The sequence below is a fragment of the Teichococcus wenyumeiae genome, from assembly GCF_003696345.1.
GTDB lineage: Bacteria > Pseudomonadota > Alphaproteobacteria > Acetobacterales > Acetobacteraceae > Pseudoroseomonas > Pseudoroseomonas wenyumeiae.
Map to the genome: position 1 here is coordinate 116,313 of NZ_RFLX01000009.1, position 21,416 is coordinate 137,728.

Below are 21,416 nucleotides of genomic sequence, written 5' to 3' on the forward strand. Positions count from 1 at the left end.
GCCTCAGGCGGCCCAACGCAGGCTGCGTAGCGCCGCAATGGGCGAGACATGTTGCCTCGCCGCCTCCGATTCCAGCAAGGCAGCGGAGGGATCGGGGCCGAGGTTGTCGGCCGCCAGCCCGGTCATCGCCCAGACGGCGTCGATGCCGGCGTTCTTGGCGCCCAGCAGATCGGTATGCGGCGTGTCGCCGATCGCCACGACGCGGGAGGCCGGCACGCCCAGCGTGGCCAGCACGGTTTCGTAGACCATGGGGTCGGGCTTGCCGATCTCCATCACGTCGCCGCCCAGCTCCAGGTAGCGGTCAGCGAAGGCGCCGGCGCAGATCAGCCGCTCGCCCCCCACCATCACGGCGCGGTCCGGGTTGACGCAGAGCATCGGCAGCTTGTGCCTGGCGCAATCCTCCAGCAGCGGCTGGTAGGGATCGGCGCTGCGGGCGCCGGTCAGCGGGTCGGGGCCGGTGTTCAGCAGCCATTCGGCCTCGGCGGGCGTGGAGACCAGGGAGATGTCCAGGTCCTCGACCACCGAGAGGTCGCGCTCCGGGCCGAGGTGGAAGGCGCGGCGGCCGAGCTTGGCGAACCAGGGATGGGTGCGGTCCCGCAGCAGGGTCCAGGAGACCTCGCCGGAGGTGACGATGCCGTCCCAGAGCCCCTTGTCCAGCCCCATGCCGGCCAGCTGCTTCTCGACGGTCCAGGAGCGGCGCGGCGCGTTGGAGAGCAGCACGATGCGCTTGCCACGCGCCCGCATCTCCGCCAGCGCTTCCGGCACGCCCGGATAAGGCTGCTGGCCGTCATGGATGACGCCCCAGATGTCCAGAACATAGCCGTCGTGGCTTTCGGCCAGCTCGGCCACGCTTTCCATCATGCGCATCAGGCATCCACTCCCACGGCCTCGGCGACGCTGGCGAAGCCGTCGCGCTGCAACAACGCGGCGAGGCCGCGCTTGAGTTCGGGCACCAGCCGGGGGCCGGCATAGGCGAAGGCGGCGTAGAGCTGCACCAGCGAGGCACCCGCGCGGATCTTGGCATAGGCCTGCTCCGGCGTGGCGATGCCGCCGCAGCCGATCAGCGTCAGGCGCCCGGCGGCCAGGCGATGCACGCGGCGCAGCAGCGCGGTGGAGGGCTCGAAGAGCGGCGCGCCGGACAGGCCGCCGGTCTCGCCCCGGTGCGGGCTGGTCAGGCTGGCCGGGCGGGCGATGGTGGTGTTGGAGACGATCAGCCCCGCCACGCCCTGCGCCACGCAGGTCTCGACCACGGCGGGCACCGCGTCCTCGGCCAGGTCCGGGGCGATCTTGACCAGCACGGGCGGCTGGCGCGGCGCATTGGCGCGGGCGGCGGCAATGGCGGCCAGGATGGCGGCCAGCCGCTCCTCCCCCTGCAGGTCCCGCAGGCCAGGCGTATTGGGGGAGGAGACATTGACCGTGACGTAATCGGCCTGCGGCGCCACACCGAGGTAGAGCGCGGGGTAGTCCCGCTCCGGGTCCGCGCCTTCCTTGTTGATGCCGATATTGGCGCCCAGCACCGCCGGCAGCGGCCGCGGCAGCGCCGCCAGCCGGCTGACGAAGGCCTGCAGGCCGTAGTTGTTCATGCCCATGCGGTTGATGACGGCGGCATCCTGCTCCAGCCGGAACAGCCGGGGCTTGGGATTGCCGTCCTGCGGGCGCGGCGTGGTGGTGCCGGGCTCCACGAAGCCGAAGCCCAGGCGCATCAGTGGCAGCACCGCGAGGGCATTCTTGTCGAAGCCCGCCGCCAACCCGATGGGGTTGCGGAAGCTGAGGCCCAGCGCCGTGGTGGCAAGCACGGGGTGGTCCTGCCCGCGGTCGGCGCCGGCAAGGCCCAGGCCCAGGGCTTTCAGCGCCAGTTCATGGGCACGCTCGGGGTCCATGCCGCGCATCAGCGGCATCAGGGCGGAGGCAATGGCAGGGGTCATGGCGAGGCCGCTTGTGCACCGCCACAGGCCGCAAGGGAAGCCCCGCAGGGACATTCCGGCGGGGGATTGCGTTCCGGCGCCGGCTATGGTCCTGCCCTGCACGGATAAGCGAGGAGATGCCCGTGCGGGGGCCGTTGCTGATGCTGGGGGCGCTGGGGCTCTTCGCGCTGCTGGATGCCAACAGCAAGCTGCTGTCGGGCAGCTACCAGGTGCCGCAGGTGGTGCTGATCCGCCACATCGCGATGCTGGCGCTGCTCTTCAGCGCGCGGGCATTGCGTCCGGGGCTGGGCGGGCCGCTGGGTACGGCGCATCCGGCGCTGCACCTGCTGCGGGCGGCGGCCATGCTGGGCTCGGCGCTGGGCTTCTTCCTGGCGCTGCGCGAGATCCCGATGGCCGAGGGCTATCTGGTCTATTTCACCGCGCCCTTCATCACCATGGGGCTGGCCGCCCTGCTGCTGCGCGAGGGGCCGCCGCGCGCCGCATGGCTCTGGTGCGCGGTGGGCTTCCTGGGGGTGCTGGTGGCCATGGCGCCGGGGCTGCAGGCAGGCGGCAGCCTCGCAGCCTATGGCTTCGCCTTCATGGGCACCTGCTGCTACGCGGTGGTGCTGACCATCAATCGCTGGCTGCGGAACGAGCCCGGCACGGCGCGGCTGATCCTGTGGTCGGCGCTGCCGGGCGGGCTGGTGCTGCTGCCTTTCGCCTGGACGGGCTGGATACCGCCGGCCGGGGCCATCGACTGGCTGGCCCTGGCGGCCAACGGCATCCTGGCAGGGGGCGCGACCATCTGCCTGGCCGGCGCCTTCCGCCATGCCAGCGTGGCGAAGCTGGCGCCGCTGGAATTCTCCGCCCTGATCTGGGCCATGGTGCTGGATGTGGGGATCTGGGGTCACTGGCCCAACGTGGCCACGCTGGCCGGCGCCGCCATCGTGGTCGGCGCCTGCATCATGAGCCAGCGGGTGGCGCGGGACTGACGCCTCAGGGGATCTCGGGAGGAAAGATGTGCAGGCCGTCCTCGCCCAAAGGCAGAGGCACGGCGGCGCGCAGCGCGGCCAGCGGCAGCGGCGCGTAAAGGTGGGGGAAGAGGCCGGGGCGCTTGCCGCCGGCGGCGGGCTCCCACTTGAGGGCCTCGCCCAGCGCGGCGGCATCGGCGGCCAGCAGCCAGAGGCCGGCCTGTCCCGCGCGATGTTTGGCCGCGCTGGCCCGGAGTTGGGCCGCGGTGGAGAAATGCAGGAAGCCATCGCGGCGGTCATCCGCGCTGCCGCGATAAAGGCCTTCCCGCTGCGCGGCCTGCCAGTCGGCCTCATGGACCATGGTGTAGATGACGGCTTCCATGGACCCGGTTTTAGCGCGGCGCTGGCAGCCGCGCCAGCCAGTAAGTTCCCTATTTGTTCTTATGCTGCGGACAGCTTCCGCCGCATAGAACAGGAACCCGCCCAGTTCGGCGCAGGGCGTGCAGGCCACGGCCCAGGCGGGCAGATCCTCCTCGGCATGGTGATGGGTGGCGCCGAAGGTGGGGTCCGCCAGCAGCCCGGCCATGGCACGGGCGGCGATGCGGCGGCACATGGCCAGCGCGGGGTCGCCAGGCGGCACCACCATCATCAGCAGGTGGCGCGGGTGGCGCGGGTTCCAGCAGGAGAACTGGAAGGGCGCGCGGCAGACCCCTGCCACACCCCTGCCCCAGCGCGCGGCCTCCCCGGCCTCGGCGCGCTTCACGCGGTTCATCACCACCGCCGCCAGCGCCTCGATGGCGCGGACGGAACGCGTGCCGGCCTCGGCCCAAAGGGTGAGCGCGAAGACATCCACCGGTGCCAGGGCGGTGGCCTTCGCGTCGCGCGGGTTGGAAAGAATGCTCATACCCTGTCCTCCGGCCGCCAGCCACGCTGGGGCTGTTGCGCCGCCACCGCCGCAGCCGCCACGGTGGCGGCACGGGTCGCGGCATCCAGTTTTTCCTCGATCCGCAGCAGTTGCTGCGTCAGCCGCTGGTCCACATCGCGGATCAGCGAAAGCGGCACATAGGTCCGCGCCACTTCCAGCTTGAACGCCGCCAGCTCATCGCGAGTGCGGCTCAGCGCATCGGGGTCGCGGGACGGTGGCGGGTCGTCCAGAGGCGGAAGGCGCTCGGACAATCCGCGTCGCAAGCCGTGCATCATCCAGAACAACACGGCCATCATCGGCGCCTGCACCGCGGCGGCCAGCACTTGCGGCTCCATCTCTGCGGGATTCATGCGGCCCTCCTCGGCCTTCTTGAACGGAGGAGGCGCCGGGGCCACCCTGCATGCTACAGGGGGCCACCGGCGCCTCCGGCAACCAGTTGCGTTTTGGAACGATGTGGAACGAGCCTTACCTAGAGACCTGCTGCCGATCGGCCCTGCACCGACTGACCCTGGTAGGGCGTCTGGGGCGGCCGGACGGGCTGAAGGACGGCCCTTGCCTGCACCGGCTGGCCGATATGGGCCTGGCGGAGCAAGGCACGGACAGCCGCTTCCGCATCACCGCGCCTGGGCGGGTGCGGCATGCCGACGAGATTTTGAAGGTGAAGAAGGTGGCCTGAGGAACCGGCCGGGCAACAGGCGCAATTCGCCCGCTGACAAGCTCAGGCTTAAGCTGGAATTCGCCCCGCTTCAAGGACGAAGTTCAACTCTGGGTTAAATATCCCGGTCGTCTATACGCCACCATGCCTTGCGGCAGGCGCAGCTTGCCCTTGCCTGTGGTCAGCAGCGGCTGCGTGACGATATCGGCGCAGTCCACGAAATCGGCCGTCACCTCGGCTTCCGCCGCGCTGGTCTGGTCCTGGTCATCCTGGGTCGGATCAGCGTCGAAGACCGGATAAAGGATTCCGGTGCGGCGACGCAGGTCCATGGCCACCAGCATCAGCATCAGGCGGCGTGGTGTCTGGCCTGACAGGGCGCGGCGGGCGGACCAGGCGAGGTCCGCATGCCAGTCATACCAAGCGTCACGCTGCCAGGGCGGAGACTGGAAGCCAGCCGGGCGCGCCATGATGAAGCGGCGGCCGACAGGTGCTTCATGGATCAGCCCCCGCGTGGTCGGGGCCTGACGCCCACCACGGAAGCGGAAGATACCAATCGTATTACCGCCGGTATCGAACCAGTCCTTTACCGGCGAAGCAAAGCGAGGCGAACAGGATACCACCTGGGCCATGAGCGTTCTGCTCCATTGTGCAGGTGCAACATGACATGGGAACGCTTGCCACAGCGTTAAGCGTCACAGCCGTCGCGATCATGTGTGCGAGCTTCAGCCTGGCATTTCCGACGGGCGCGAGGTCGCGCCACTTGTGGGCGAGCCAGCCATCCATCCCATAGGCGTCAAGGGCACAAGGAAGAGCCACCATGCCGGCCCCCTTTCCGATCAAGCCTATGGCGTCACGGCCCCCCGCCAGCCCGGGCCACGCGGCGCAGGCGGCGCGCCAGGCAGTCTGACCGGTTCGGCGAGAAGACAGCCGGAAAGCGCATCCAGCGCATCATCCCGCATTCCCGGCGTGTCGGGCTTCCATTCCGCCATCTCGGTGGGAAAGGGCGTGCGGAACACACGCTCATGTGCGTGCAGCTTGCGCGCCGCCAGGACCGGGTCCAATGCGGAGAGGATGCGATCCTGCTTGGCGTGGCGGCTGTGCTGTTCCACGACGGCGCAGGCAGCACCGGCACGCGCCATTTCGCGCTTCAGCAGCGCCGGCAGAAAGCGGCCAATGCCATTGGTCTCCACCCGCAGCACCGGCAACAGCAGTTCACGGGCGATCCGCGCCACCTGCCGGCACTGCTGTGTTGCCGGGTCGTCCGGCGCATCCGGGTCATGCGTCAGAAAGGCCAGGCGATGCAGGTAGTGGTTTCCCTCGGCATCGCTGTAGATGGCAGCCAGAACGGAACCGTCACCGCTGCCCGGGCGGCCATAGGCGGGGTCCCAGTATCCGCCGCCGGACACCATGCGCCGGCCTAGCAGGCTCAGCACCGGGCGGCCATTGGCCTCGCGATAATCGGTATCCTCGGCATAGCGGATGATCAGCTTCGGATCGAGCCGCGCGGCGCCGCCGGCTACGGCACGCAACAGCATCTGCCGGCCGAAATGAACCGGCCCCACCTGCTCCCGCATCCGCGCAATCGCCTCGGCTGAGAAGCGCTCCGGCCATGCGCTGCGCCCGCCGCTGCCCAGCAGCGGGATCAACAGGCGGCGGTAGCTGCCGAGGAAGGCTTCTCCCTCATCCGGATGCAGATAGAGGCTTTCGGCACAATGCGGCGTGCCGACATACAGGATGGTGCCGCCTGGGGTCAGGATGAACTCCGTCTCGGCCAGCCTTTCCCGAAGTTCTTGGCGCTTGCCTGGAGAGTCGCAGTTCCCGGCAACTTCCACATCGTCGCAGATAATGACATCGGCCCGCGCGCCGGTGATATTGCCGCCCAGTCCCGCCGCCAGCACGGACGGGTCCCGCAACGCGCCCTGGCGGTTCACGATGAAGCGGTCCGCGGCCCATGCTTCGGCGTGCTGCGGCACCAGATGGACGCAAAGCGGATGCCGTTCCACGATGCGGCGCACGGCGGCCACCATCTTGGTGGCGAGTTGATGATCCGCCGCCAGCACCAGGATGCGGGTTTCCGGCCAGCGCGCCAGCAGCCAGGCGCAGTAGAGGCCGACCAGCGTGGACTTGCCGCAGCCGCGGAAAGCCATCAGCAGCAGGCGACCATCCCCTGCCCCGCGCCGCGCATCCAGCCAGCGCAGGATGCGGCGGTGCACGGCGGGCGTACCCTGGCCAAGCTGCGTGTTCCAGACCCAGACGAATTCAAGCAGATCAGCCGGAGGTTCCTCCATCGGCGTCATCCTCCTCATCCTCCTGTGCCTCGGCCGACATCGCGCCGCGCGCCTGCTGCAGCAGCGCCTGGGCCTGGATGACACCTGCCACTTCCTCGCCCGCGCCGGCGGCACGGACGAGCTTCAGCAGATGTTCCAGATGCGCCAGGGCCGATTTGGCGGCGGCATGATGCGCGGCGAAGGCTTTGGCATCGTCATGCGTGCCCGGCGCGGGGCCACGTGCGATGAAGGCGCCATAATCCTCCACCACACGCATCGCCGCCGATTCCAGCTCAGCGGCGAGAGCCGGAGGGATGCCTTTCATGGCTCAGATCCTTGGCTTCGTGGCGCGCAGGAACAGGGTCCCGGCATCCACTGCGATGCTGCCGCCGCTGATGTTCTGCGCGGTGACGCGGACCTGGTCCGCGCCATCCGTGCCGCCGACGCTGGCGTGGAATACCACGCCGCCATTCTGGAAGCCGCTGGGCTTCGCGAAAGCGGCCTGCACGAAATCGCCCTGCCGCACGCCTGGCAGCGTGACATCGCGCGTCGCGCTGGCCCCCGGGGCCAGGGCCGGCACGACCCAGCCAGCGTCGGAGGTGGTGTATTCCCGCACGCCCCACTTCCGGCTGCCGCCATAGATCACGGCCGGTGCATACATGGGCGAGCAGTAAAGCCGCAGCGCCTTCAGCACCGCGCCGGCCGTGCCGCCACGCACGCCGATGGCGGCAAAGCGCGCATTGGCATGCAGCGTCACGCGCTGGAGCTTGTTGATGGCCAAGCCGCCCACCAGGCTGTCCAGATTGGCATTGCCCTCCCAGCAGAAGGAAGGGCTGCCGGCCCATACCGTGTTCATGTTCGAGAGCAGCGCCGGGCTGGCTTCCGCCAGCACATTCTCTTTGGCATCGAATTGCATCACCACCGGCCGCAATTCGCTGCCCTCTGCAGCGATGAAGAACTCCTTGCATTCACTACAATCAACCACGAAGGCCAGGCCACGGCTGGTCGGGATGCCAACCGTATCGGCATTCAGCGTGAACAAGGTCAGGCCCGCGAAAGCAAATCCCGTCAGATTGCCTGGCGGTCCGGCGGGATTGCCGGAAAGCACCGCCATCTGCTCGAAGCCAATGCCACCACTGGTATCGATGGTCTGGCGGAAGGCGCGCTGCCGCACATTCTCCGCTGCTGCCACCAGGCGGGGCGCGCCCTGCGCCGCCGCCGCTTGGTGCAATGGCACCACCGTGCCACCCGCGCGCGTGGCCGAGGCGGTATAATCGATGGCCGTTCCGGTGAAGGCATAGGTGCCAACATAGGAGATTTCATAGACACAGTCATTGGCACCCCCCGTGTGGCGCGCGACAAAGGGGCTGCACTGCTCCATCCGCACGCCACGTGCGATGATGCCGCGCTCATCCCCAGCCTCCAGCAGAAAGGGAATGGCGGCGACAGTGCCGGGCGTTCCCTGGCGCTGCAGCTCGAAGCCAGGGCCGATGAACAGATGCGCGTTGTGGCGTGGATAGGCCCCGGGCGCGCAGGAGAAGCGCACGCCGAAGCGGTCCTTCGTCGGATGCGTCGCCGAGGAGTTGGCGAAATGCCCGCCGATATAGCGGATGCTGTTGTTCCAGGCCGCCGCGGTCTCGCAGTGGATATCCAGGCCGATGCGGTTGTCCACGATGCGGCCGAGCTGGAGGGTGCTGTCCTCGAAGCCGCGTTCCACGCCCTGGGTGCGGATGCCGATGGTGAAGCCTTCCACCTGCCGGATCTCGACATTGGAAGCATCGAGGTTGCGCAGCAGAATGCCGATATCGGCTTCATCCACCCAGTCCGACAGCGTGGCGCGCTGCACCCGCAGCCCCTTGTAGAGCTCGGCGGCATTGCGCGCCCCGGCGCCATCGCCCAGCGTCAGCGCCGCATGGCCGCCCGGGCCGGCATAGAGGATCACGCCGCGCATGGTCATGCCCGGCGCGGCACCGGGCAGCAGCAGCGGCATGGTGGTGCGGAAGCTGCCCTCCCCGATCAGCAGATACTTGCCGGTGCCGGCCGCCGCGTTCATGGCCGCCTGCAAGGCCGGGCCATCGTCGCTGATGCCGTCGCCCATCGCGCCGAAATCACGGGCGGAGAGCACCTCGCCCATCTTGTCCGCCACGGTGCGCGCGATGGCGCCCACCTGCGGCACCCGCAGCACGCCCTCCTCCCGCGTGAAGGCGGTGGCATTGCCCAGGCTGTCGAAGCCCAGCACGCGGTTGGCGCGTGCCATGCGGTCCGGCAGCACCAGGCCGGTGGGCGCCTCGCCCGGATTGGCGCGCAGCATGCTGCCGGTGTCGTCGCGGAATTCCTGCATCGCCGCCACCTGGCGGTCGAGGTCGTCATTCAGCGTATTGGCGCGCAGCAGCCCATTCGGCTGGAAGTCGCTGTTGCGCGCGATGACCATGCGGCGGCGCAGGGCCACCATGCTGCCGGCATGTGGCGCCTTGGCGAAGACGACGCTGCCGCCCTCGGAGGCGCCCGCGCCGCGCACCGCATAGCCGCTGGCGGCAACGCGCCCGTCCACGCGCACTTCCATGTCGGCGACCTGGAAGATCGGAAAGGGAAAGATGAAGACGGTTTGCGCGCCATCCGCCGCGTAATGCACACGCGGCGCAACGTCGCCGATGCGGATATGCTCGGCCATTCGGATCTCTCATACGAAAGGGTGAGGGAAAGCCCAGGCCTCGCGGCGGGGCGCGAAGTGTTCAGTCCAGCAGGTTGCGGACGGCGCTGCCGAAGCTGTTGCCGGCGCGCAGCCAGGTGGTCAGCGAGCCATCGGCGTTCAGCAGGCTGCTGCGGCCGGATGCCAGCCGGGCCTCATAGGTGCCGGCGCTGTCGGCGGCAGCCTCCGCAGCATCCTGCGCCAGGCCGGCGGTGATGGCGCCGGCCGAACCCTGGTCGGGGTTGACGCCGGACGCCGCCAGCCGCGCGCGGGTGGAGGAGACGGTGCGCTCCAGCTTGTCCTGCCGGCTGCGCGCCTCGGCGGCCTGCGCGGTGGCGAGCTGCTGCGCGCGGGCATCCAGGTCCTGCTGCTGCTGCCGCGCCTGCGCCTTGGCGGTGGCCGCCTGCTGCTGCCCCTGCCGCACGGTGCCGTAGAGCGAGGCCGCGGTGCCGGCGACAGCCGCGATGGGAACGAGTTGGGCCATCAATCGGTCATCCTGATCTCGGTGGTGACGGAAAGCAGCGTCATCGCCAGCGGCGTATCGCCCTCGATGCGCCAGAGCGGCTGGATGGTGTCACGGCGCCAGCCCAGGCCGGGTAGCGTGACATCGCCGGTGAAGCGCTGGGGCGCCGCATCCAGCATCGGCGTGTCCATGCGGCGGAAGGGCACCAGCGCGGCGCCGCGCCCGAGATCGACGGCCAGCGCCGACGTCTCCAGCAGGCGGAAGGTCGCGCTCACCAGCCGCAAGGGCCCGGTGCGTGAGCCTGAGGGCGAGAAGAGCAGAGGTGGCAGCGGCTCCACCAGATGCGTGAAGCCGAGGCCCGCCTGCACGGCGAAGGCCGGCGCATCCAGCGTCACGGCACCACGGACCACAGGCACGGGGCCGCGTGGCGCGCCATCGGCCACCACCTGCACGACCGTCCCCGGCAGATGGTCCAGACCTGCCCAGTTGGTCTTCTCGCTGCCGCTCTCGCCGGTCAGGCCGGCATCCACCGCCAGGGCATCATCGAACCGCTCCAGCCGCCAGCCGCCGATGCGGAAGGCAACGCACCAGACAGTGCCGTCGATCTCGGCCAGCGACGAGAAGCGGCCGTCTGTATCCTGCCGTGTCCAGGCCGTGACCTGCTCGGTGCGGTAAAGGGTCAGCGTGGCAAGCCAGCCGCTTTCCATCGCGACGTGCAGCAGCCGCCGGGTCTGGTCGTAAGCCATGGCCACTGGTGTCTGCACCAGATGCCGCGCCACCAACGCCAGATCGCTGGCCTGATAGGCCTGCTGCACGTCGGTATAGGCATATTCATAGATCCCCTGCCCGGCGCGCGAGACGAAGATGGTGCTGCCATCGACATCCACCGGCGGGATCATCCGCGCCACGGCCGAGCCGATGCGCGTCTGCCGGTGCAACTGGATGGAAGCCGGCGTCATCGGGTCGCCCGTCACCATCCATTCGGCACCTGAGGTGAAGACCTGCAGATGCCGGCCGGAAAACACTGCGCGGATGGCATTCACCTGATCCGACAGCAGGCCGAATTCGATCGCCTGGTCATCCAGGCCAGTGCCGAGATCGAAGTTGAACAGGTCGCCGGAGCGGGAAAGCCAAAGCCGGTTGGGCAGGTCCCGCGTGCCGCCGATCACCAGCCTGTCCTGGTGGAAGCAAACGGTGACCGGCCAGCCGCGCGCGGCGCTGAAGGCGGCCTCGTCCCAATCGGCAGTGGCGGCGGTGCCATCCAAAGGCTGCTGCACCGTCGCCACCACTGTTGTCGGCGAGATGACCAGCGTTACCAGCAACTTCTTCAGGCCGATGCGCAGCAGCGTATTGGCATGGCCCGGCCGGAAAACATCGGCACTGGCGGTCAGCGTCACAACGCCGGTCGTAGCGCTGCTGGCCAGCGTGGCCCCCGGCGGCGCGAAGCGATGAAAAGGCTGTTCAACGAAGGACCAGCCAGCGATGCTCCAGGCCGTGTGGCTGCTGCGGCTGATGCGCTGCGGCGGCAGGTCCGGATGCACCACCAGCAGGGTGTCGGCGCTCTGGGTATAGGCGATGTGGTCCAACATGCCTTCCGTCCAGGGCGCCGCCAACTGCGCCGCCAGAACATCGCCCATGAAGACCTGCAGCAGCCGGTCGGTCAGCACCAGCAGATAGGTCTGCTCGGTGTTGAACTCGAAGGCGATCAGCCGCGCCTTGCCCGGCAGCAGCGCGACATGGCGCAAGCCAGGGCGGCGCGTCACGCCGCCGGTTGGCTGGATGAAGACATTGCGCAGGCGCCGTGCGCCATTCTCGAAGGCGCGCAGGTCGCCCCGGCCCAGAAGCTGGTCGCCGAGTTCCCCCGCGGTGAAGCTGGTCTTGACGCTGCGGCCCATCGCCATGGTCTCACCCCCGCGCCATGATCAAAGGAAAATCCTCGATGGCCTTGACCGTGGCCTGCTGGCTATCGGCCAGTCGCGCGGCGCGGAATTCGCCATCAGCCATACGGTGCAGCATCTCGGCGCGTGAGGTGCTTTCGGTCAGCGGGATGCAGAACTCGGCGGCCAGCCGCGTCGCCAGCGCGGCAGCGAAGAAGGGCGGAAATTCGCTTTCCTCAGGCCGGAACACATAGGTCAGCGTTACCTGATCGGCGTCGGTATGCAACCGCTGCTCGTGCAGGCGGTAGAACAAGCCACGCCCTGCACCGCCACTGCCGGAAGACAGCACGCGCAGGAAATCTGCTGGCATCTGGTAGGCATAGCGATAGTCAGCGAAGGGCAATTCCGCTAGGCGCGGCAGGTCCATCTGACCGGTGGCGAAGCTCCAGGGGTGGGAGGAGAGCATCGCGTCCCGCACGGAGGGATAGAGATTCGCCGCCACCTCCGCCTCGGCAGTACCTTCATCGAAGGAGGCGACAGGCTGCGCGCCGATCTTGAGGAGCGCGCGCGAGCAGAGGACGAGAGCAGAGAGCGCCATCGGCAGAACTCCTGATCGGCGGTGGAAGACATGAAAGCCGGCCGGGGGCGCAAAGCCCCCGGCCACATTGCGCTCAGGCCTCGAAGGCGCGCATCCGCACCACGCCGGTCTCATCAACCAGCACCGCGCCTTGGCTCATCATGTTGTTGACGAAATAGGCCGCGCGATCACCATGCCAGGTGATGTCGGTGGCGACTTCCTGCGCCACGCCGTGGCCGATGGCCGTCTTGTGGTAGAAGTAGCAGAAGCGCAGGTTGCCGCTCCTGGTCAGGCCGGAATGCGGCATCCAGGTCGCACCCAGCCAGCGCTTGGCCTGCGTGCCCTTCCAGGGCAGCTCGTCATCGCCGACATACTGGGTATTGGCGAATTCCGGGATCTGCAGCAGGTCGCTCCACTGCTTCCAGCCAACGATGGCAAAGCGGTTGCCGTCATCCGGCACATCGGCCGCACCCAGCATCTCGAAGGCCAGCAGCACCTTGGCCTTGGTCAGCCCGTCGGTGTCGGTGGTGCCAGCGGCGGTGCCGATAGCCTCCCGGGTGCCGGCATCCATGGCGGAGATGATCAGTTCATCCGTCTTGCGACCCAGCGCATAGGCGCCGGCATTGGCCACCACGGCGCGCTCGTCGATATTGGTCTTCAGCTCGTCCAGGCGGTCGATCCACTCACCGGCATAGTAATCCTGCAGGAAGCATTCCACATGGGAATGCGACAGGTTCATCACCGGCACCGCGCCGTTGCGCGCCTTCGCCGCCGCCGTGCCACGGCCGACGATGGGAAACACGGTGGAGGCGCCACGCACACCGTTCTTGCTGCGCACCGTGGGACGCAGCTTGCTGCCCTGGCGCTGATAGGCCTCATGCACCTCGGACTCGAACTGCTTCGCGAAAACCTGGTCGATCGTGGCGGACATCGGATGTTCCTTGAAGGAGACTTCTGGGGGTGATGCCCGCACCGCACGGTTGGTCCCGGTATCGGGGCCGGCGATGCGCGCGCGCCGTCGCGCCCGCAATGGCGGGTTGGGCGAGGCGGATTCGGGAAGACGGGCCGCCGGGGTGCATATGCACCGCGCCAGCGGCCCGCCGCGGCAGGGCGAGCGAGCTGCGAAACCCTGCCGCTATCGGCTCAGCTGTTGCCGAACAGCCGCTTGAAGCCTTCGGTCACGCGCTTGACGTATTCCGGCTCGCGGGTGCGCCAGTAGCGCGGGTCGCGCATCATCTTGCGCAAAGCCTGCTCATCCACGCTGCCGGCGGGCTCGGCCTCGCGCGCCAGGCTGGGTTCGGCCTTGGCCATCATGCCATGCAACGCCAGCACGCCCTCGGCGGTGGTGGAGAGCGCCTCGAAAACGCCCGGCGGCAGATTGGCGCGGCCCCAGGCGGCGATCTGCGGCGCCAGGCGCTTGAACTGCGCCTCGCCGCCCAGCGCCTCGGCCAGCTTGCCGCGCTGCTTCTCGGCCTCGTAATCGGCGGCGGCCTCGGCGATCAGCGGCAGCAGGCGCTCGGCGGCCAGGTCATAAACCAGTTGCACCTGGGCACAGGTGAAGCCCGCCTCGTGCAGCCGCTTGTTGACCTCCGCATCCGGGCCGCAAAGGTCGTGCTTTGCTTCGACGCTGTATTCCTCATGCGAATCCGGCACGCCAATGGCGCGGCGGAAACGCTGCTTCTCCTCCTCCGGCGCATCCGGCGCGGGCGGGGCGAAGCGCTGTGACATGCGCTTCTCCAATTCCTTATAGGATTTCAGCAGCGCATCGACGCGCAGCGCGCCGGCCTCGTCCCGGAACTTCTCCGGCACATCCTCAGGCGCGTCCGGCGCCGCGGCTTCGAGCAGGTTCTCGGACATGCGGGCAGTCACTCCTCGGTGGGGGCGATGGGGGTCAGGATCCCGGCCGGCGCGGCCAGCGCGCGGGCCAGGTGTCGGGTGGCGGCGACGAGGTCGATCTGCTTCACCGCCTCGGCGCCAAGCGAGGAAGCCGCCTGCAGGAACAGCAGCGTATTCGCCGCATCGGCACGGCCCTGCACGCGGGCCAGCGGCGACTGATAGGTCAGCCGCGCCTCGCGCCCATCCAGCAGCATCGGCGGCACCTCGCCGCGACGGCGCAGGATGGAGAGGCAGCGCGCCACCAGCGGCGAGAGCAGTTCTGATTGCAGCCGGCCGTAGGTCGCGCCCAGCAGGCGCGCGGTCTGGGCGGAACGCTCCAGCACCTCGGTCGCCGTCATGCGGGCGTCCTGCGGCGCGGAAAGCCGGTCGGCCAGCAGCGCGGCACGGATGCGGCGGCGCTGGTCCTCCAGCACCAACTGGGAGACATCGAAATTCCCTGGCGCCGCCAGCGGCGTCAGGCCAGAGGAACCCGGCGCCTTCGGAATGATGGCGCCCGGCACCAGCCGCACCGTGGCCGGGTTCAGCACGCCGTCATCCTCGGCCTGCCAGATGCCGGTGGCGGCGATGGAGGCGTTCTTCAGCACCAGCTCCACCACCTTGTTGGCGGTGCGGATATCCGGCAGCGTCTTCATCACCGGGCCACGGCCATAGGTCTCGCCCGGCGCCTTCAGCCAGCGGAAGGCAATGAAGGGGCTCTCGGCAAAACGTCCGGTGGCCAGCGGCACGGCACGGCCGTCATGATCCAGCACGGCCAGGTAGCCGCAGCCGCCGCGCCCATCCGGCCAGACCGCCTCCACCACCCGGAAGCGCGGCGGGGCATCACCCCCCTCCTCCGGCTCCAGCCCGGCGGGCAGGATAGCGGCGGGGTAGCGGCGGGCAATGGCGCCGGCCTCCAGCATCGTGGCGCGATAGACCGTGTCCAGCCGCCCGCCAGCGCCTTCCTCCAGCACCGCCTGGGTCAGCGGCACGGCGGTGAAGCGCAGCGCGCTGCTCTCGCCCGGCGGCGCCTCCTCCACCAGCAGCACGCCGGTGCCGGCCACCACCAGGTCCAGGAAGGCCTGGTGCATTTCCAGCGCGAAGTTGGAGCGGTCCAGGTGCCCTTGCAGCACCTCCGCCGCTTCTTCCAGTGCGGCGGCGGCGGCGGCGGCATCCGGCCCTTCCTCCAGCGCCCGGCTCGGCGCCAGGCCGAACCAGCGGGACCAAGGCGGCGTCAGCTCGGCCAGCAGGCTGGCGGAAAGCTGCTCGGCGGCATCGGCGGCGGTGGCGTCATAGAGCATCGGGCCGCCGCTGCCTGGCGTCGTGGCCAGCACATGGTCGTAGCATTCGCGCCAGACGGCTTCCCAGGGCCGGCGGCGCTCCAGCGCGGCGGCATGGCGGGCCAGCACCGCTTCCGGCGTCATCTCGTTGCGGGGCATCGGTTATTCCCCCAGCAGGGTCTTGCGGGCGCTAGCGGCGGGGCGCGGTGCCTCCCCCAGCACGCCGCGGTCGGAGGTGGCGATGGTGCCGACCAGGCCGCGCCGCGCGCGCTCCTGGTTCTCCACGCGCGCCGCCTGGGCGGTGGCCGCCACCTCGGCCGCGTTCACGGCGGGGGCAACGGCGGCGGGCTGGGATGCGGTCACCACCACCGGCTTCGGGGCTTTCATCAGGCCACCCATGCGCGTGCGGACTCCTTGTGGCTGCGGCAGGAACCCGGCCCCAAAAAGAAACGGGCCCGTGCCGAGGGATCGGCGCGGGCCCGTTCAAGTTCGGGGGGATCGGGAGGAAGGTCAGCGGGCGCAGCTCGCCCGTTGACGAAGCTGGTTCTACAGGACTAAATTCCTTTCGTCAAGAATTTTCTCCTTTCCTTGCAGCGATTTCTCCAGCGCCCGGAACAGGCCGCGCGGCGTCACCGCGAAAGGCGCGCCCTTTCCCAGCAGCGCGCGGCAGACGGCGACGCAGGAATAGGGTGAAAACGCCGGCAGCCAGCCGCAATGCGGCGCACCGGGCGTGAAGGGCCCCAGCACCGCCAACCCTGCGCGGCGATAGAATCCCGGCAGGTCGAAGCCCGGCACCAGCACCGGCCGCGCCACCAGCAACCGGCCTGAGAGCGGCTCCACCACCGTCCAGCCCTGCGCATCCTCCACCGCCGCGAAACAGTGGCGGAAGCCCGGCCGCAGCAGCCGCAGCCACAGCCGGTCCGCCCGCCCCCCGAAACCGATCCAGACCCGCTGCGCCCCTTCCGCCAGGGCGTGGCGGTGGGAAGCCCGCATCGGCGTCGCCGCGCTTCCTTCCGGAGATGCGGCGTGTTGCTCCACGGGCACCCTGGCCAGCGGCGCGGGTGCGACCCGCCCCCGCCGCCGCGCCGGTGCCGGCCTGGGCGCCAGCACCCTCCGTCTCACGCGCCGCCCTCCACCGGGCAGCGGGCCGCCAGCTCCACCACCTCCGCCATGCCGCTGGGCCGCGCGCCGCCCGCCACGATGCCCTTCATGCGCAGCGGCCAGTCCATCCGCTGCATCGCCTCGTTCCAGATCCGCCAGTCGTTCTTCTCGCCCAGGTGGCGCGGGTCGGGCGCCATGCCCCGCTCGCCCCAGATCCGCATGATGCGCGCATGCACCAGGTCGATCCGGCGCTGGCGGTAGAGGCGGTCCAGGCACTTGATCACGTCATCCGGCTCACAGGGGCGCTGCTTGCTGCCGGCGCCGGCCACGATTCGCGCGCCCTCGCGGCGTGCGACCAGTGCGGACATGGTCCAGATCCAGGCTTCCTCGGCGGAGGCAAAGGGTTCGGCCTTCGACATCGAAGAGAGAACCGGGGCGGAGTTGGTGCGGAGGGCGGCGGGCATCGAGTGTGTCCTTTCCTAGCTGAACGTGAACACAACAAGAACATCGAACGTTTCGGTCCTAGGCGTCAACACCTATCTGTGATCACTTTCCTAGGATTGTCGTCTTGCCACAAGCCGGAGCCTTTAGGATGATAGGCTTATGCGTCATGACGACATCTGGCGGGCGATCGACGCCCTGGCGGCCGAGCACGGGCTCTCCGCTTCCGGCCTCGCGCGCCGCGCGGGGCTGGACCCGACGGCCTTCAATCCTTCCAAGCGAATCGGCGCCGACGGCCGGCCACGCTGGCCCTCCACCGAAAGCATCGCCAAGGTGCTGGAAGCCACGGGCACGGAGATGGAGAGCTTCGCCGGCCTCGTGACCGGCGCGCCGACCCTGCACAACAGCAGCCGCCCGAATCCGGGCCGCCGCATCCCGTTGTTGGGCCTCGCCCAGGCGGGCAGCGAGGGCTATTTCGGCGATGGCGGCTACCCGGTCGGCGGCGGCTGGGACGAGATCAGCACGCCGGAACTCTCCGACCCCAATGCCTATGCGCTGGAAATCTCCGGCGACAGCATGGAGCCGGTGTTCCGGGACGGCGACACCATCATCGTCTCCCCCAATTCACCCGTGCGGCGGGGCGACCGGGTGGTGGTGCGCACGGCGCGGGGGGAGGTCATGGCCAAGGAGCTGCTGCGTCAGTCGGCACGGCGAATCGAGCTGGCGAGCCTGAACCCGGCCCACCCCAACTACAGCTTCGACCTGTCCGAGATCGCCTGGATGCACCGCATCCTCTGGGCCAGCCAGTAAGGCGCGGGGCCTCAGCCCCGCTCCATCTGCTCCAGCAGCGCGCGGGGGTCGCCTTCGCTGTTCGCCGCCAGGTAGCTGCCGTCCGGCAGCGCCACCGCCGCCAGCCCGGTATCCTCATAGGCCCGCAGCATGGTGGGGCCGACCCGCCAGAAGGCGTGGCTGACGCCATTGCGCTCGCAGATGTCACGGAAGCGCCAGAGCGCGGTGATGCGCGCCTGCTCCTCCCCCGCCGGGTCGCCCAGCCCGATCCAGGTATCCTTCAGCTTGCGGAAGGCGAAGCCGGCGCCCTCCACCAGGATGGCGCCATCGGCCTCCGCCGGCACGGTGGCGCCCAGGGCCTCCAGCCGGGCCCGCGCCGCCTCGTCGTACGGCGCCGCGACGAGGCGGGAGGGACGCAGCAGCCGGAACATCGCCACCAGCAGCAGCACCCCCGCCACACCCACCGCCAGCCGCAGCGAACCCGGCATGTCGGACGAAAAGGGCACCATCCACCAGGGAGCGTCGCTCACCGGCCCGCGCCAGGCGATGCTGGCCAGCAGCAGGGCACAGAACAGGCTGGCCGTCAGGGAAGAGACGGTGCTCAGCGAGAGCGGCTCCCCCGTCAGCCGGGCATCGCGGTAGAAGGTGCTGCGCATGCCGGCCAGCAACCCGGCCGGCAGCAGGAAGATCACCACCAGCCACCAGGGCTCGCCCTTCAGCGCCACCGCCGCGGCACCCAGCAGCAGCAGCACGATGCCGCCAATGCGGGCAATGCGCAGCCGCCGCAGCATGCCATAGGCCATCACCAGCAGCAGCGATCCGATGACGGAAGCCGCGAAATGCCCGGCCAGCGCCGCCCATTCGCCCGCCCATTCCGCCAGCCGGGTGCCATGGGACGGCAGGGCGCCGATGAAGAGCAGCGCGATGCCCATGACGGCGGAAAGGCCGGAAAGCGCCGGGCCTTCCAGCGAATCCGCCACCCGCGCCTCGGCGCCCAGGTTGCCCAGCAGGTGGCGGCGCTGGCTCACCTCGAAGCCGGCGAAGAGCGCGCCGGCAATGAACAGCGGCACGATGTAGTAGTAGAGCCGGAACAGGAAGAGCGCGCCGATCACCTGCGGCGCCGGCACATAGGGCTGCAGCGCCAGCAGGATCACCGTGTCGAAGACGCCAAGCCCACCCGGCACATTCGCCGCCAGCCCGGCCGAATAGGCGGCCAGGTAGATGCCCAGGAAGCGGACAAAGGTCAGCCCCTCCGCCGGCGGCAGCAGCACATAGAAGATCATGGTGGTGACGACGACATCCACCACCGCCAGCGTCGTCTGCATCAGGGCCATGCGGAAGCCCGGCAGGTCGATCTTGTGGCCGAAGACCGTGAAATGCGGCAGCACGCGCGACAGCACCAGATAGGCGCCCACCACCCCCAGCAAGGCCACGCCAATGCCCTGCATGGCCCAGTGCGGCAGGTGGTCGCGGAACCAGGGCAGGATCTCCGGCTCCAGGATCAGCACGGCGCCACCCAGCGCCATGCCCCCCAGGCCGAAGGTCAGGCTGGTGAAGGCGATGACCTTGGCGATCTCGACCGGCGTCAGCCCCCAGGCGGCGTAGAAGCGGTAGCGCACCGCGGCGCCCGAAACGGCGGCGACGCCTAGGTTATGCGCCAGGGTATAGGCGCAGAAGGATGCCAGCGAGGTCTTGAGGTAGCTGACCGGCTTGCCGGCATAGACCGAGCCCAGCCGGTCGTAGACCGTCAGCACCGCATAGGCCAGCACCGTCCAGCCGGCGGCGATCCAGAGCGTGTGGCCCGGCACCGCCTCCACCGCCAGCCGGATGTCGGCCATGGAGAGGTCGCGGAACTCCTTCTGGACGACATAGATGGCGCCGGCCAGCAGCAGCAGGCCGAAGGCGGTGGGCCCGTGGCGCCGCAGCAGGGCCAGCGCCGGCGTCATGCCTGGCTGACCTCAGCGGATTCCGGTTCCGGCGGACGGGCCAGGGCCTCCTCCACCAGCCGGATCGTTTCCGGAATGCCATAGGCGGCGGCGACGGAGCCGAAGCGTGGCCCCTGATCCGTGCCCACCAGCACCTGATACAGCGCGCTGAACCAGCCGCGGTTGACACCCGGCCGCCCGCCATCCTTGGCCGGCACCAGGAAGGGCTCCCGCCGCCCGGCGTCATAGACCAGGGTCTGGATGAACTCGGCCTGGGTCAGCCCCGGCGGCATGGCCTCGATCTCGGCCTGGTGCTGCTTCAGCAACGCCACCAGCGCCTCGAAGGCCGGCCGCTCCTCCGGCGTCGGCGCGCGCGGGCGCAGGCCGGGCAGGATGAAGTCGCGGGAATAGGCGACGGCATAGTCCACCAGTTGCGCCAGCAGCGGCTGGTTCTCCGGCGTCGCCTCGGGCGCGTAGTTGCGCACGAACTTCCACAGCCGCTCCGGCGTATCGGCGGCGGAGACGGTGACGAGGTTCAGCAGCATGCCGAAGGTCAGCGGCGGCTCCGGCGTATTGGGTGCTTCGCCGCCATGGATGTGCCAGTCCGGGTTGGCCGGGTCCGGCTGCGCCCGCAGCTTCTCGCGCTGCTGCAGGTATTCGTCCGTGGCGCGCGGGATGACATCGAAATGCAGCCGCTTGGCGCGCCCGGGCTGGCCGTACATGAAATAGGCCAGGCTCTCGGGCGGCGCATAGCGCAGCCATTCCTCGATGGTCAGGCCATTGCCCTTGGACTTCGAGATCTTCTGGCCATTGGCATCCAGGAAGAGCTCATAGGTCATGCTGACCGGCGGCTCGGCCCCCAGCACGCGGCAGATCTGGGAGGACAGCTTGACGCTGTCGATCAGGTCCTTGCCCGACATCTCGTAATCGACGCCGAGGGCGAACCAGCGCATCGCCCAGTCGGCCTTCCATTGTGCCTTCACATGGCCGCCAGTCACCGGCGTCTCGAAGCGCTCGCCCGTCTCGGGGTCGCGCCAGACCACGGTGCCGTCCTGCGGCCGGGTCTCCTCCATCGGCACCTGCATCACCACACCGGTCTTCGGATGCACCGGCAGGAAGGGCGAATAGGTGGCACGGCGGTCCGGGCCGAGGGTCGGCAGGATCACCTGCCGCACTTCCTCGTGTGCTTCCAGCATCCGCAGCAGGGCGGCGTCGAAGCGGCCGGACTTGTAGTAATCGGTGGCGGAGGCGAATTCGTATTCGAAGCCGAAGGCATCCAGGAAGCTGCGCAGCCGGGCGTTGTTATGGGCGCCGAAGCTGTCATGGGTGCCGAAGGGGTCCGGCACGGCGGTCAGGCTCTTGCCCAGGTGCTGCCGCAGCAGGTCGCCGTTGGGCACATTGTCCGGCACCTTGCGCAGCCCGTCCATGTCGTCCGAGAAGGCCAGCAGCTTGGACGGCAGCCCGGTCAGGCGCGTGAAGGCATGGCGCACCCAGGTGGTGCGGGCCACCTCGCCGAAGGTGCCGATATGTGGCAGGCCCGAGGGGCCGTAGCCCGTCTCGAAGAGCGCCGTTTTTTTGCCCGACGCCGCCATGCGATCGGCGACCTTGGCGGCTTCCTCGAAGGGCCAGGCCTTGATGGTACGGAGCGTGGGATCGGCGTTCATGCCCGCCCCATGCCAG

Annotated in this window: 22 protein-coding genes; 3 read left to right on the forward strand and 19 right to left on the reverse strand. The window is 69.3% G+C overall.

What is annotated here, in order from left to right; translation table 11 throughout:
* Positions 1 to 3: 3 nt before the first annotated feature.
* Together EBE87_RS13865 and EBE87_RS13870 are read right to left on the reverse strand one after the other, a co-directional pair.
* Positions 4 to 867, reverse strand: coding sequence for a TIGR01459 family HAD-type hydrolase (locus EBE87_RS13865; RefSeq protein ID WP_120638562.1), 864 nt, complete (start codon positions 865 to 867; stop codon positions 4 to 6).
* The gene (locus EBE87_RS13870) at positions 867 to 1,925 is read right to left on the reverse strand and encodes a quinone-dependent dihydroorotate dehydrogenase (RefSeq protein ID WP_120638573.1); all 1,059 of its coding nucleotides are present in this window, start codon (positions 1,923 to 1,925) and stop codon (positions 867 to 869) included. The genes EBE87_RS13865 and EBE87_RS13870 overlap by 1 nt, the downstream gene beginning before the upstream one ends.
* A gap of 116 nt (positions 1,926 to 2,041) precedes the next feature.
* Between EBE87_RS13870 and EBE87_RS13875 the strand changes: the two genes are divergently transcribed.
* Entirely contained in the window at positions 2,042 to 2,896 is an 855-nt protein-coding gene (locus tag EBE87_RS13875) for a DMT family transporter (RefSeq protein WP_233553231.1), read from the forward strand.
* Positions 2,897 to 2,900: 4 nt separating this feature from the next.
* Here the strand turns inward: EBE87_RS13875 and EBE87_RS30475 are convergent, their stop codons facing one another.
* Positions 2,901 to 3,779: a DUF952 domain-containing protein gene (locus EBE87_RS30475; RefSeq protein ID WP_367604797.1), complete on the reverse strand. Its 879-nt coding sequence runs from the start codon at positions 3,777 to 3,779 to the stop codon at positions 2,901 to 2,903.
* Positions 3,776 to 4,150, reverse strand: a complete 375-nt coding sequence (locus EBE87_RS13890) for a hypothetical protein (RefSeq protein ID WP_147426064.1) — start codon at positions 4,148 to 4,150, stop codon at positions 3,776 to 3,778. Before EBE87_RS13890 ends, EBE87_RS30475 begins: the two co-directional genes overlap by 4 nt.
* A gap of 101 nt (positions 4,151 to 4,251) precedes the next feature.
* Between EBE87_RS13890 and EBE87_RS13895 the strand changes: the two genes are divergently transcribed.
* A complete protein-coding gene (locus tag EBE87_RS13895) occupies positions 4,252 to 4,476 on the forward strand; it encodes a hypothetical protein (protein ID WP_120638570.1) in 225 nt (74 codons plus the stop codon).
* Between the two features lie 83 nt (positions 4,477 to 4,559).
* Here EBE87_RS13895 and EBE87_RS13900 read toward each other — a convergent pair whose 3' ends face one another.
* From EBE87_RS13900 to EBE87_RS13960, 13 genes are all read right to left on the reverse strand, one after another.
* Positions 4,560 to 5,084 carry a hypothetical protein gene (locus EBE87_RS13900; RefSeq protein WP_120638560.1) on the reverse strand — a complete coding sequence of 175 codons (525 nt, stop codon included), beginning with the start codon at positions 5,082 to 5,084 and terminating at the stop codon, positions 4,560 to 4,562.
* Positions 5,085 to 5,297: 213 nt separating this feature from the next.
* Entirely contained in the window at positions 5,298 to 6,743 is a 1,446-nt protein-coding gene (gene terL / locus EBE87_RS13905) for a phage terminase large subunit (RefSeq protein ID WP_120638569.1), read from the reverse strand.
* Entirely contained in the window at positions 6,724 to 7,047 is a 324-nt protein-coding gene (locus tag EBE87_RS13910) for a hypothetical protein (RefSeq protein WP_120638559.1), read from the reverse strand. Before EBE87_RS13910 ends, terL begins: the two co-directional genes overlap by 20 nt.
* Positions 7,048 to 7,050: 3 nt before the next feature.
* Positions 7,051 to 9,393: a hydrolase gene (locus EBE87_RS13915; protein WP_120638558.1), complete on the reverse strand. Its 2,343-nt coding sequence runs from the start codon at positions 9,391 to 9,393 to the stop codon at positions 7,051 to 7,053.
* A gap of 61 nt (positions 9,394 to 9,454) precedes the next feature.
* Complete coding sequence (locus EBE87_RS13920) at positions 9,455 to 9,895, reverse strand: hypothetical protein (protein WP_120638557.1); 441 nt, start codon at positions 9,893 to 9,895, stop codon at positions 9,455 to 9,457.
* Positions 9,895 to 11,775: a hypothetical protein gene (locus tag EBE87_RS13925; protein ID WP_120638556.1), complete on the reverse strand. Its 1,881-nt coding sequence runs from the start codon at positions 11,773 to 11,775 to the stop codon at positions 9,895 to 9,897. Before EBE87_RS13925 ends, EBE87_RS13920 begins: the two co-directional genes overlap by 1 nt.
* 4 nt (positions 11,776 to 11,779) lie before the next feature.
* Positions 11,780 to 12,349, reverse strand: coding sequence for a hypothetical protein (locus tag EBE87_RS13930; protein ID WP_120638555.1), 570 nt, complete (start codon positions 12,347 to 12,349; stop codon positions 11,780 to 11,782).
* Positions 12,350 to 12,422: 73 nt separating this feature from the next.
* Positions 12,423 to 13,259 carry a phage capsid protein gene (locus EBE87_RS13935; RefSeq protein WP_120638554.1) on the reverse strand — a complete coding sequence of 279 codons (837 nt, stop codon included), beginning with the start codon at positions 13,257 to 13,259 and terminating at the stop codon, positions 12,423 to 12,425.
* Between the two features lie 212 nt (positions 13,260 to 13,471).
* Positions 13,472 to 14,185, reverse strand: a complete 714-nt coding sequence (locus tag EBE87_RS13940) for a capsid assembly protein (protein ID WP_120638553.1) — start codon at positions 14,183 to 14,185, stop codon at positions 13,472 to 13,474.
* An 8-nt stretch (positions 14,186 to 14,193) separates the two neighbouring features.
* On the reverse strand, positions 14,194 to 15,639 hold the full coding sequence (locus tag EBE87_RS13945) for a portal protein (protein ID WP_120638552.1): 1,446 nt from the start codon (positions 15,637 to 15,639) through the stop codon (positions 14,194 to 14,196).
* 3 nt (positions 15,640 to 15,642) lie between these two features.
* Positions 15,643 to 15,879, reverse strand: a complete 237-nt coding sequence (locus EBE87_RS13950; protein WP_120638551.1) for a hypothetical protein — start codon at positions 15,877 to 15,879, stop codon at positions 15,643 to 15,645.
* Between the two features lie 147 nt (positions 15,880 to 16,026).
* Positions 16,027 to 16,473 (reverse strand): hypothetical protein, encoded by a 447-nt coding sequence (locus EBE87_RS13955; protein WP_233560102.1) that lies wholly within the window; start codon positions 16,471 to 16,473, stop codon positions 16,027 to 16,029.
* Between the two features lie 125 nt (positions 16,474 to 16,598).
* Positions 16,599 to 17,045, reverse strand: a complete 447-nt coding sequence (locus EBE87_RS13960; RefSeq protein WP_120637406.1) for a hypothetical protein — start codon at positions 17,043 to 17,045, stop codon at positions 16,599 to 16,601.
* Positions 17,046 to 17,184: 139 nt separating this feature from the next.
* Here EBE87_RS13960 and EBE87_RS13965 point away from each other — a divergent pair, with 139 nt between their 5' ends.
* Positions 17,185 to 17,832: a S24 family peptidase gene (locus tag EBE87_RS13965; protein WP_120637407.1), complete on the forward strand. Its 648-nt coding sequence runs from the start codon at positions 17,185 to 17,187 to the stop codon at positions 17,830 to 17,832.
* Positions 17,833 to 17,843: 11 nt separating this feature from the next.
* Here EBE87_RS13965 and EBE87_RS13970 read toward each other — a convergent pair whose 3' ends face one another.
* Positions 17,844 to 19,757, reverse strand: a complete 1,914-nt coding sequence (locus EBE87_RS13970; protein WP_120637408.1) for a putative bifunctional lysylphosphatidylglycerol flippase/synthetase — start codon at positions 19,755 to 19,757, stop codon at positions 17,844 to 17,846.
* The gene (locus tag EBE87_RS13975) at positions 19,754 to 21,400 is read right to left on the reverse strand and encodes a lysine--tRNA ligase (protein ID WP_120637409.1); all 1,647 of its coding nucleotides are present in this window, start codon (positions 21,398 to 21,400) and stop codon (positions 19,754 to 19,756) included. Before EBE87_RS13975 ends, EBE87_RS13970 begins: the two co-directional genes overlap by 4 nt.
* Between the last annotated feature and the right edge of the window lie 16 nt (positions 21,401 to 21,416).

Coding starts and splice junctions, on each gene's coding strand:
- EBE87_RS13865 (WP_120638562.1), bottom strand. CDS start 867: ATGCGCATGATGGAAAGCGTGGCCGAGCTGGCCGAAAGCCACGACGGC.
- EBE87_RS13870 (WP_120638573.1), bottom strand. CDS start 1,925: ATGACCCCTGCCATTGCCTCCGCCCTGATGCCGCTGATGCGCGGCATG.
- EBE87_RS13875 (WP_233553231.1), top strand. CDS start 2,042: ATGCCCGTGCGGGGGCCGTTGCTGATGCTGGGGGCGCTGGGGCTCTTC.
- EBE87_RS30475 (WP_367604797.1), bottom strand. CDS start 3,779: ATGAGCATTCTTTCCAACCCGCGCGACGCGAAGGCCACCGCCCTGGCA.
- EBE87_RS13890 (WP_147426064.1), bottom strand. CDS start 4,150: ATGAATCCCGCAGAGATGGAGCCGCAAGTGCTGGCCGCCGCGGTGCAG.
- EBE87_RS13895 (WP_120638570.1), top strand. CDS start 4,252: ATGTGGAACGAGCCTTACCTAGAGACCTGCTGCCGATCGGCCCTGCAC.
- EBE87_RS13900 (WP_120638560.1), bottom strand. CDS start 5,084: ATGGCCCAGGTGGTATCCTGTTCGCCTCGCTTTGCTTCGCCGGTAAAG.
- terL (WP_120638569.1), bottom strand. CDS start 6,743: ATGGAGGAACCTCCGGCTGATCTGCTTGAATTCGTCTGGGTCTGGAAC.
- EBE87_RS13910 (WP_120638559.1), bottom strand. CDS start 7,047: ATGAAAGGCATCCCTCCGGCTCTCGCCGCTGAGCTGGAATCGGCGGCG.
- EBE87_RS13915 (WP_120638558.1), bottom strand. CDS start 9,393: ATGGCCGAGCATATCCGCATCGGCGACGTTGCGCCGCGTGTGCATTAC.
- EBE87_RS13920 (WP_120638557.1), bottom strand. CDS start 9,895: ATGGCCCAACTCGTTCCCATCGCGGCTGTCGCCGGCACCGCGGCCTCG.
- EBE87_RS13925 (WP_120638556.1), bottom strand. CDS start 11,775: ATGGCGATGGGCCGCAGCGTCAAGACCAGCTTCACCGCGGGGGAACTC.
- EBE87_RS13930 (WP_120638555.1), bottom strand. CDS start 12,349: ATGGCGCTCTCTGCTCTCGTCCTCTGCTCGCGCGCGCTCCTCAAGATC.
- EBE87_RS13935 (WP_120638554.1), bottom strand. CDS start 13,259: ATGTCCGCCACGATCGACCAGGTTTTCGCGAAGCAGTTCGAGTCCGAG.
- EBE87_RS13940 (WP_120638553.1), bottom strand. CDS start 14,185: ATGTCCGAGAACCTGCTCGAAGCCGCGGCGCCGGACGCGCCTGAGGAT.
- EBE87_RS13945 (WP_120638552.1), bottom strand. CDS start 15,639: ATGCCCCGCAACGAGATGACGCCGGAAGCGGTGCTGGCCCGCCATGCC.
- EBE87_RS13950 (WP_120638551.1), bottom strand. CDS start 15,879: ATGGGTGGCCTGATGAAAGCCCCGAAGCCGGTGGTGGTGACCGCATCC.
- EBE87_RS13955 (WP_233560102.1), bottom strand. CDS start 16,473: ATGCGGGCTTCCCACCGCCACGCCCTGGCGGAAGGGGCGCAGCGGGTC.
- EBE87_RS13960 (WP_120637406.1), bottom strand. CDS start 17,045: ATGCCCGCCGCCCTCCGCACCAACTCCGCCCCGGTTCTCTCTTCGATG.
- EBE87_RS13965 (WP_120637407.1), top strand. CDS start 17,185: ATGCGTCATGACGACATCTGGCGGGCGATCGACGCCCTGGCGGCCGAG.
- EBE87_RS13970 (WP_120637408.1), bottom strand. CDS start 19,757: ATGACGCCGGCGCTGGCCCTGCTGCGGCGCCACGGGCCCACCGCCTTC.
- EBE87_RS13975 (WP_120637409.1), bottom strand. CDS start 21,400: ATGAACGCCGATCCCACGCTCCGTACCATCAAGGCCTGGCCCTTCGAG.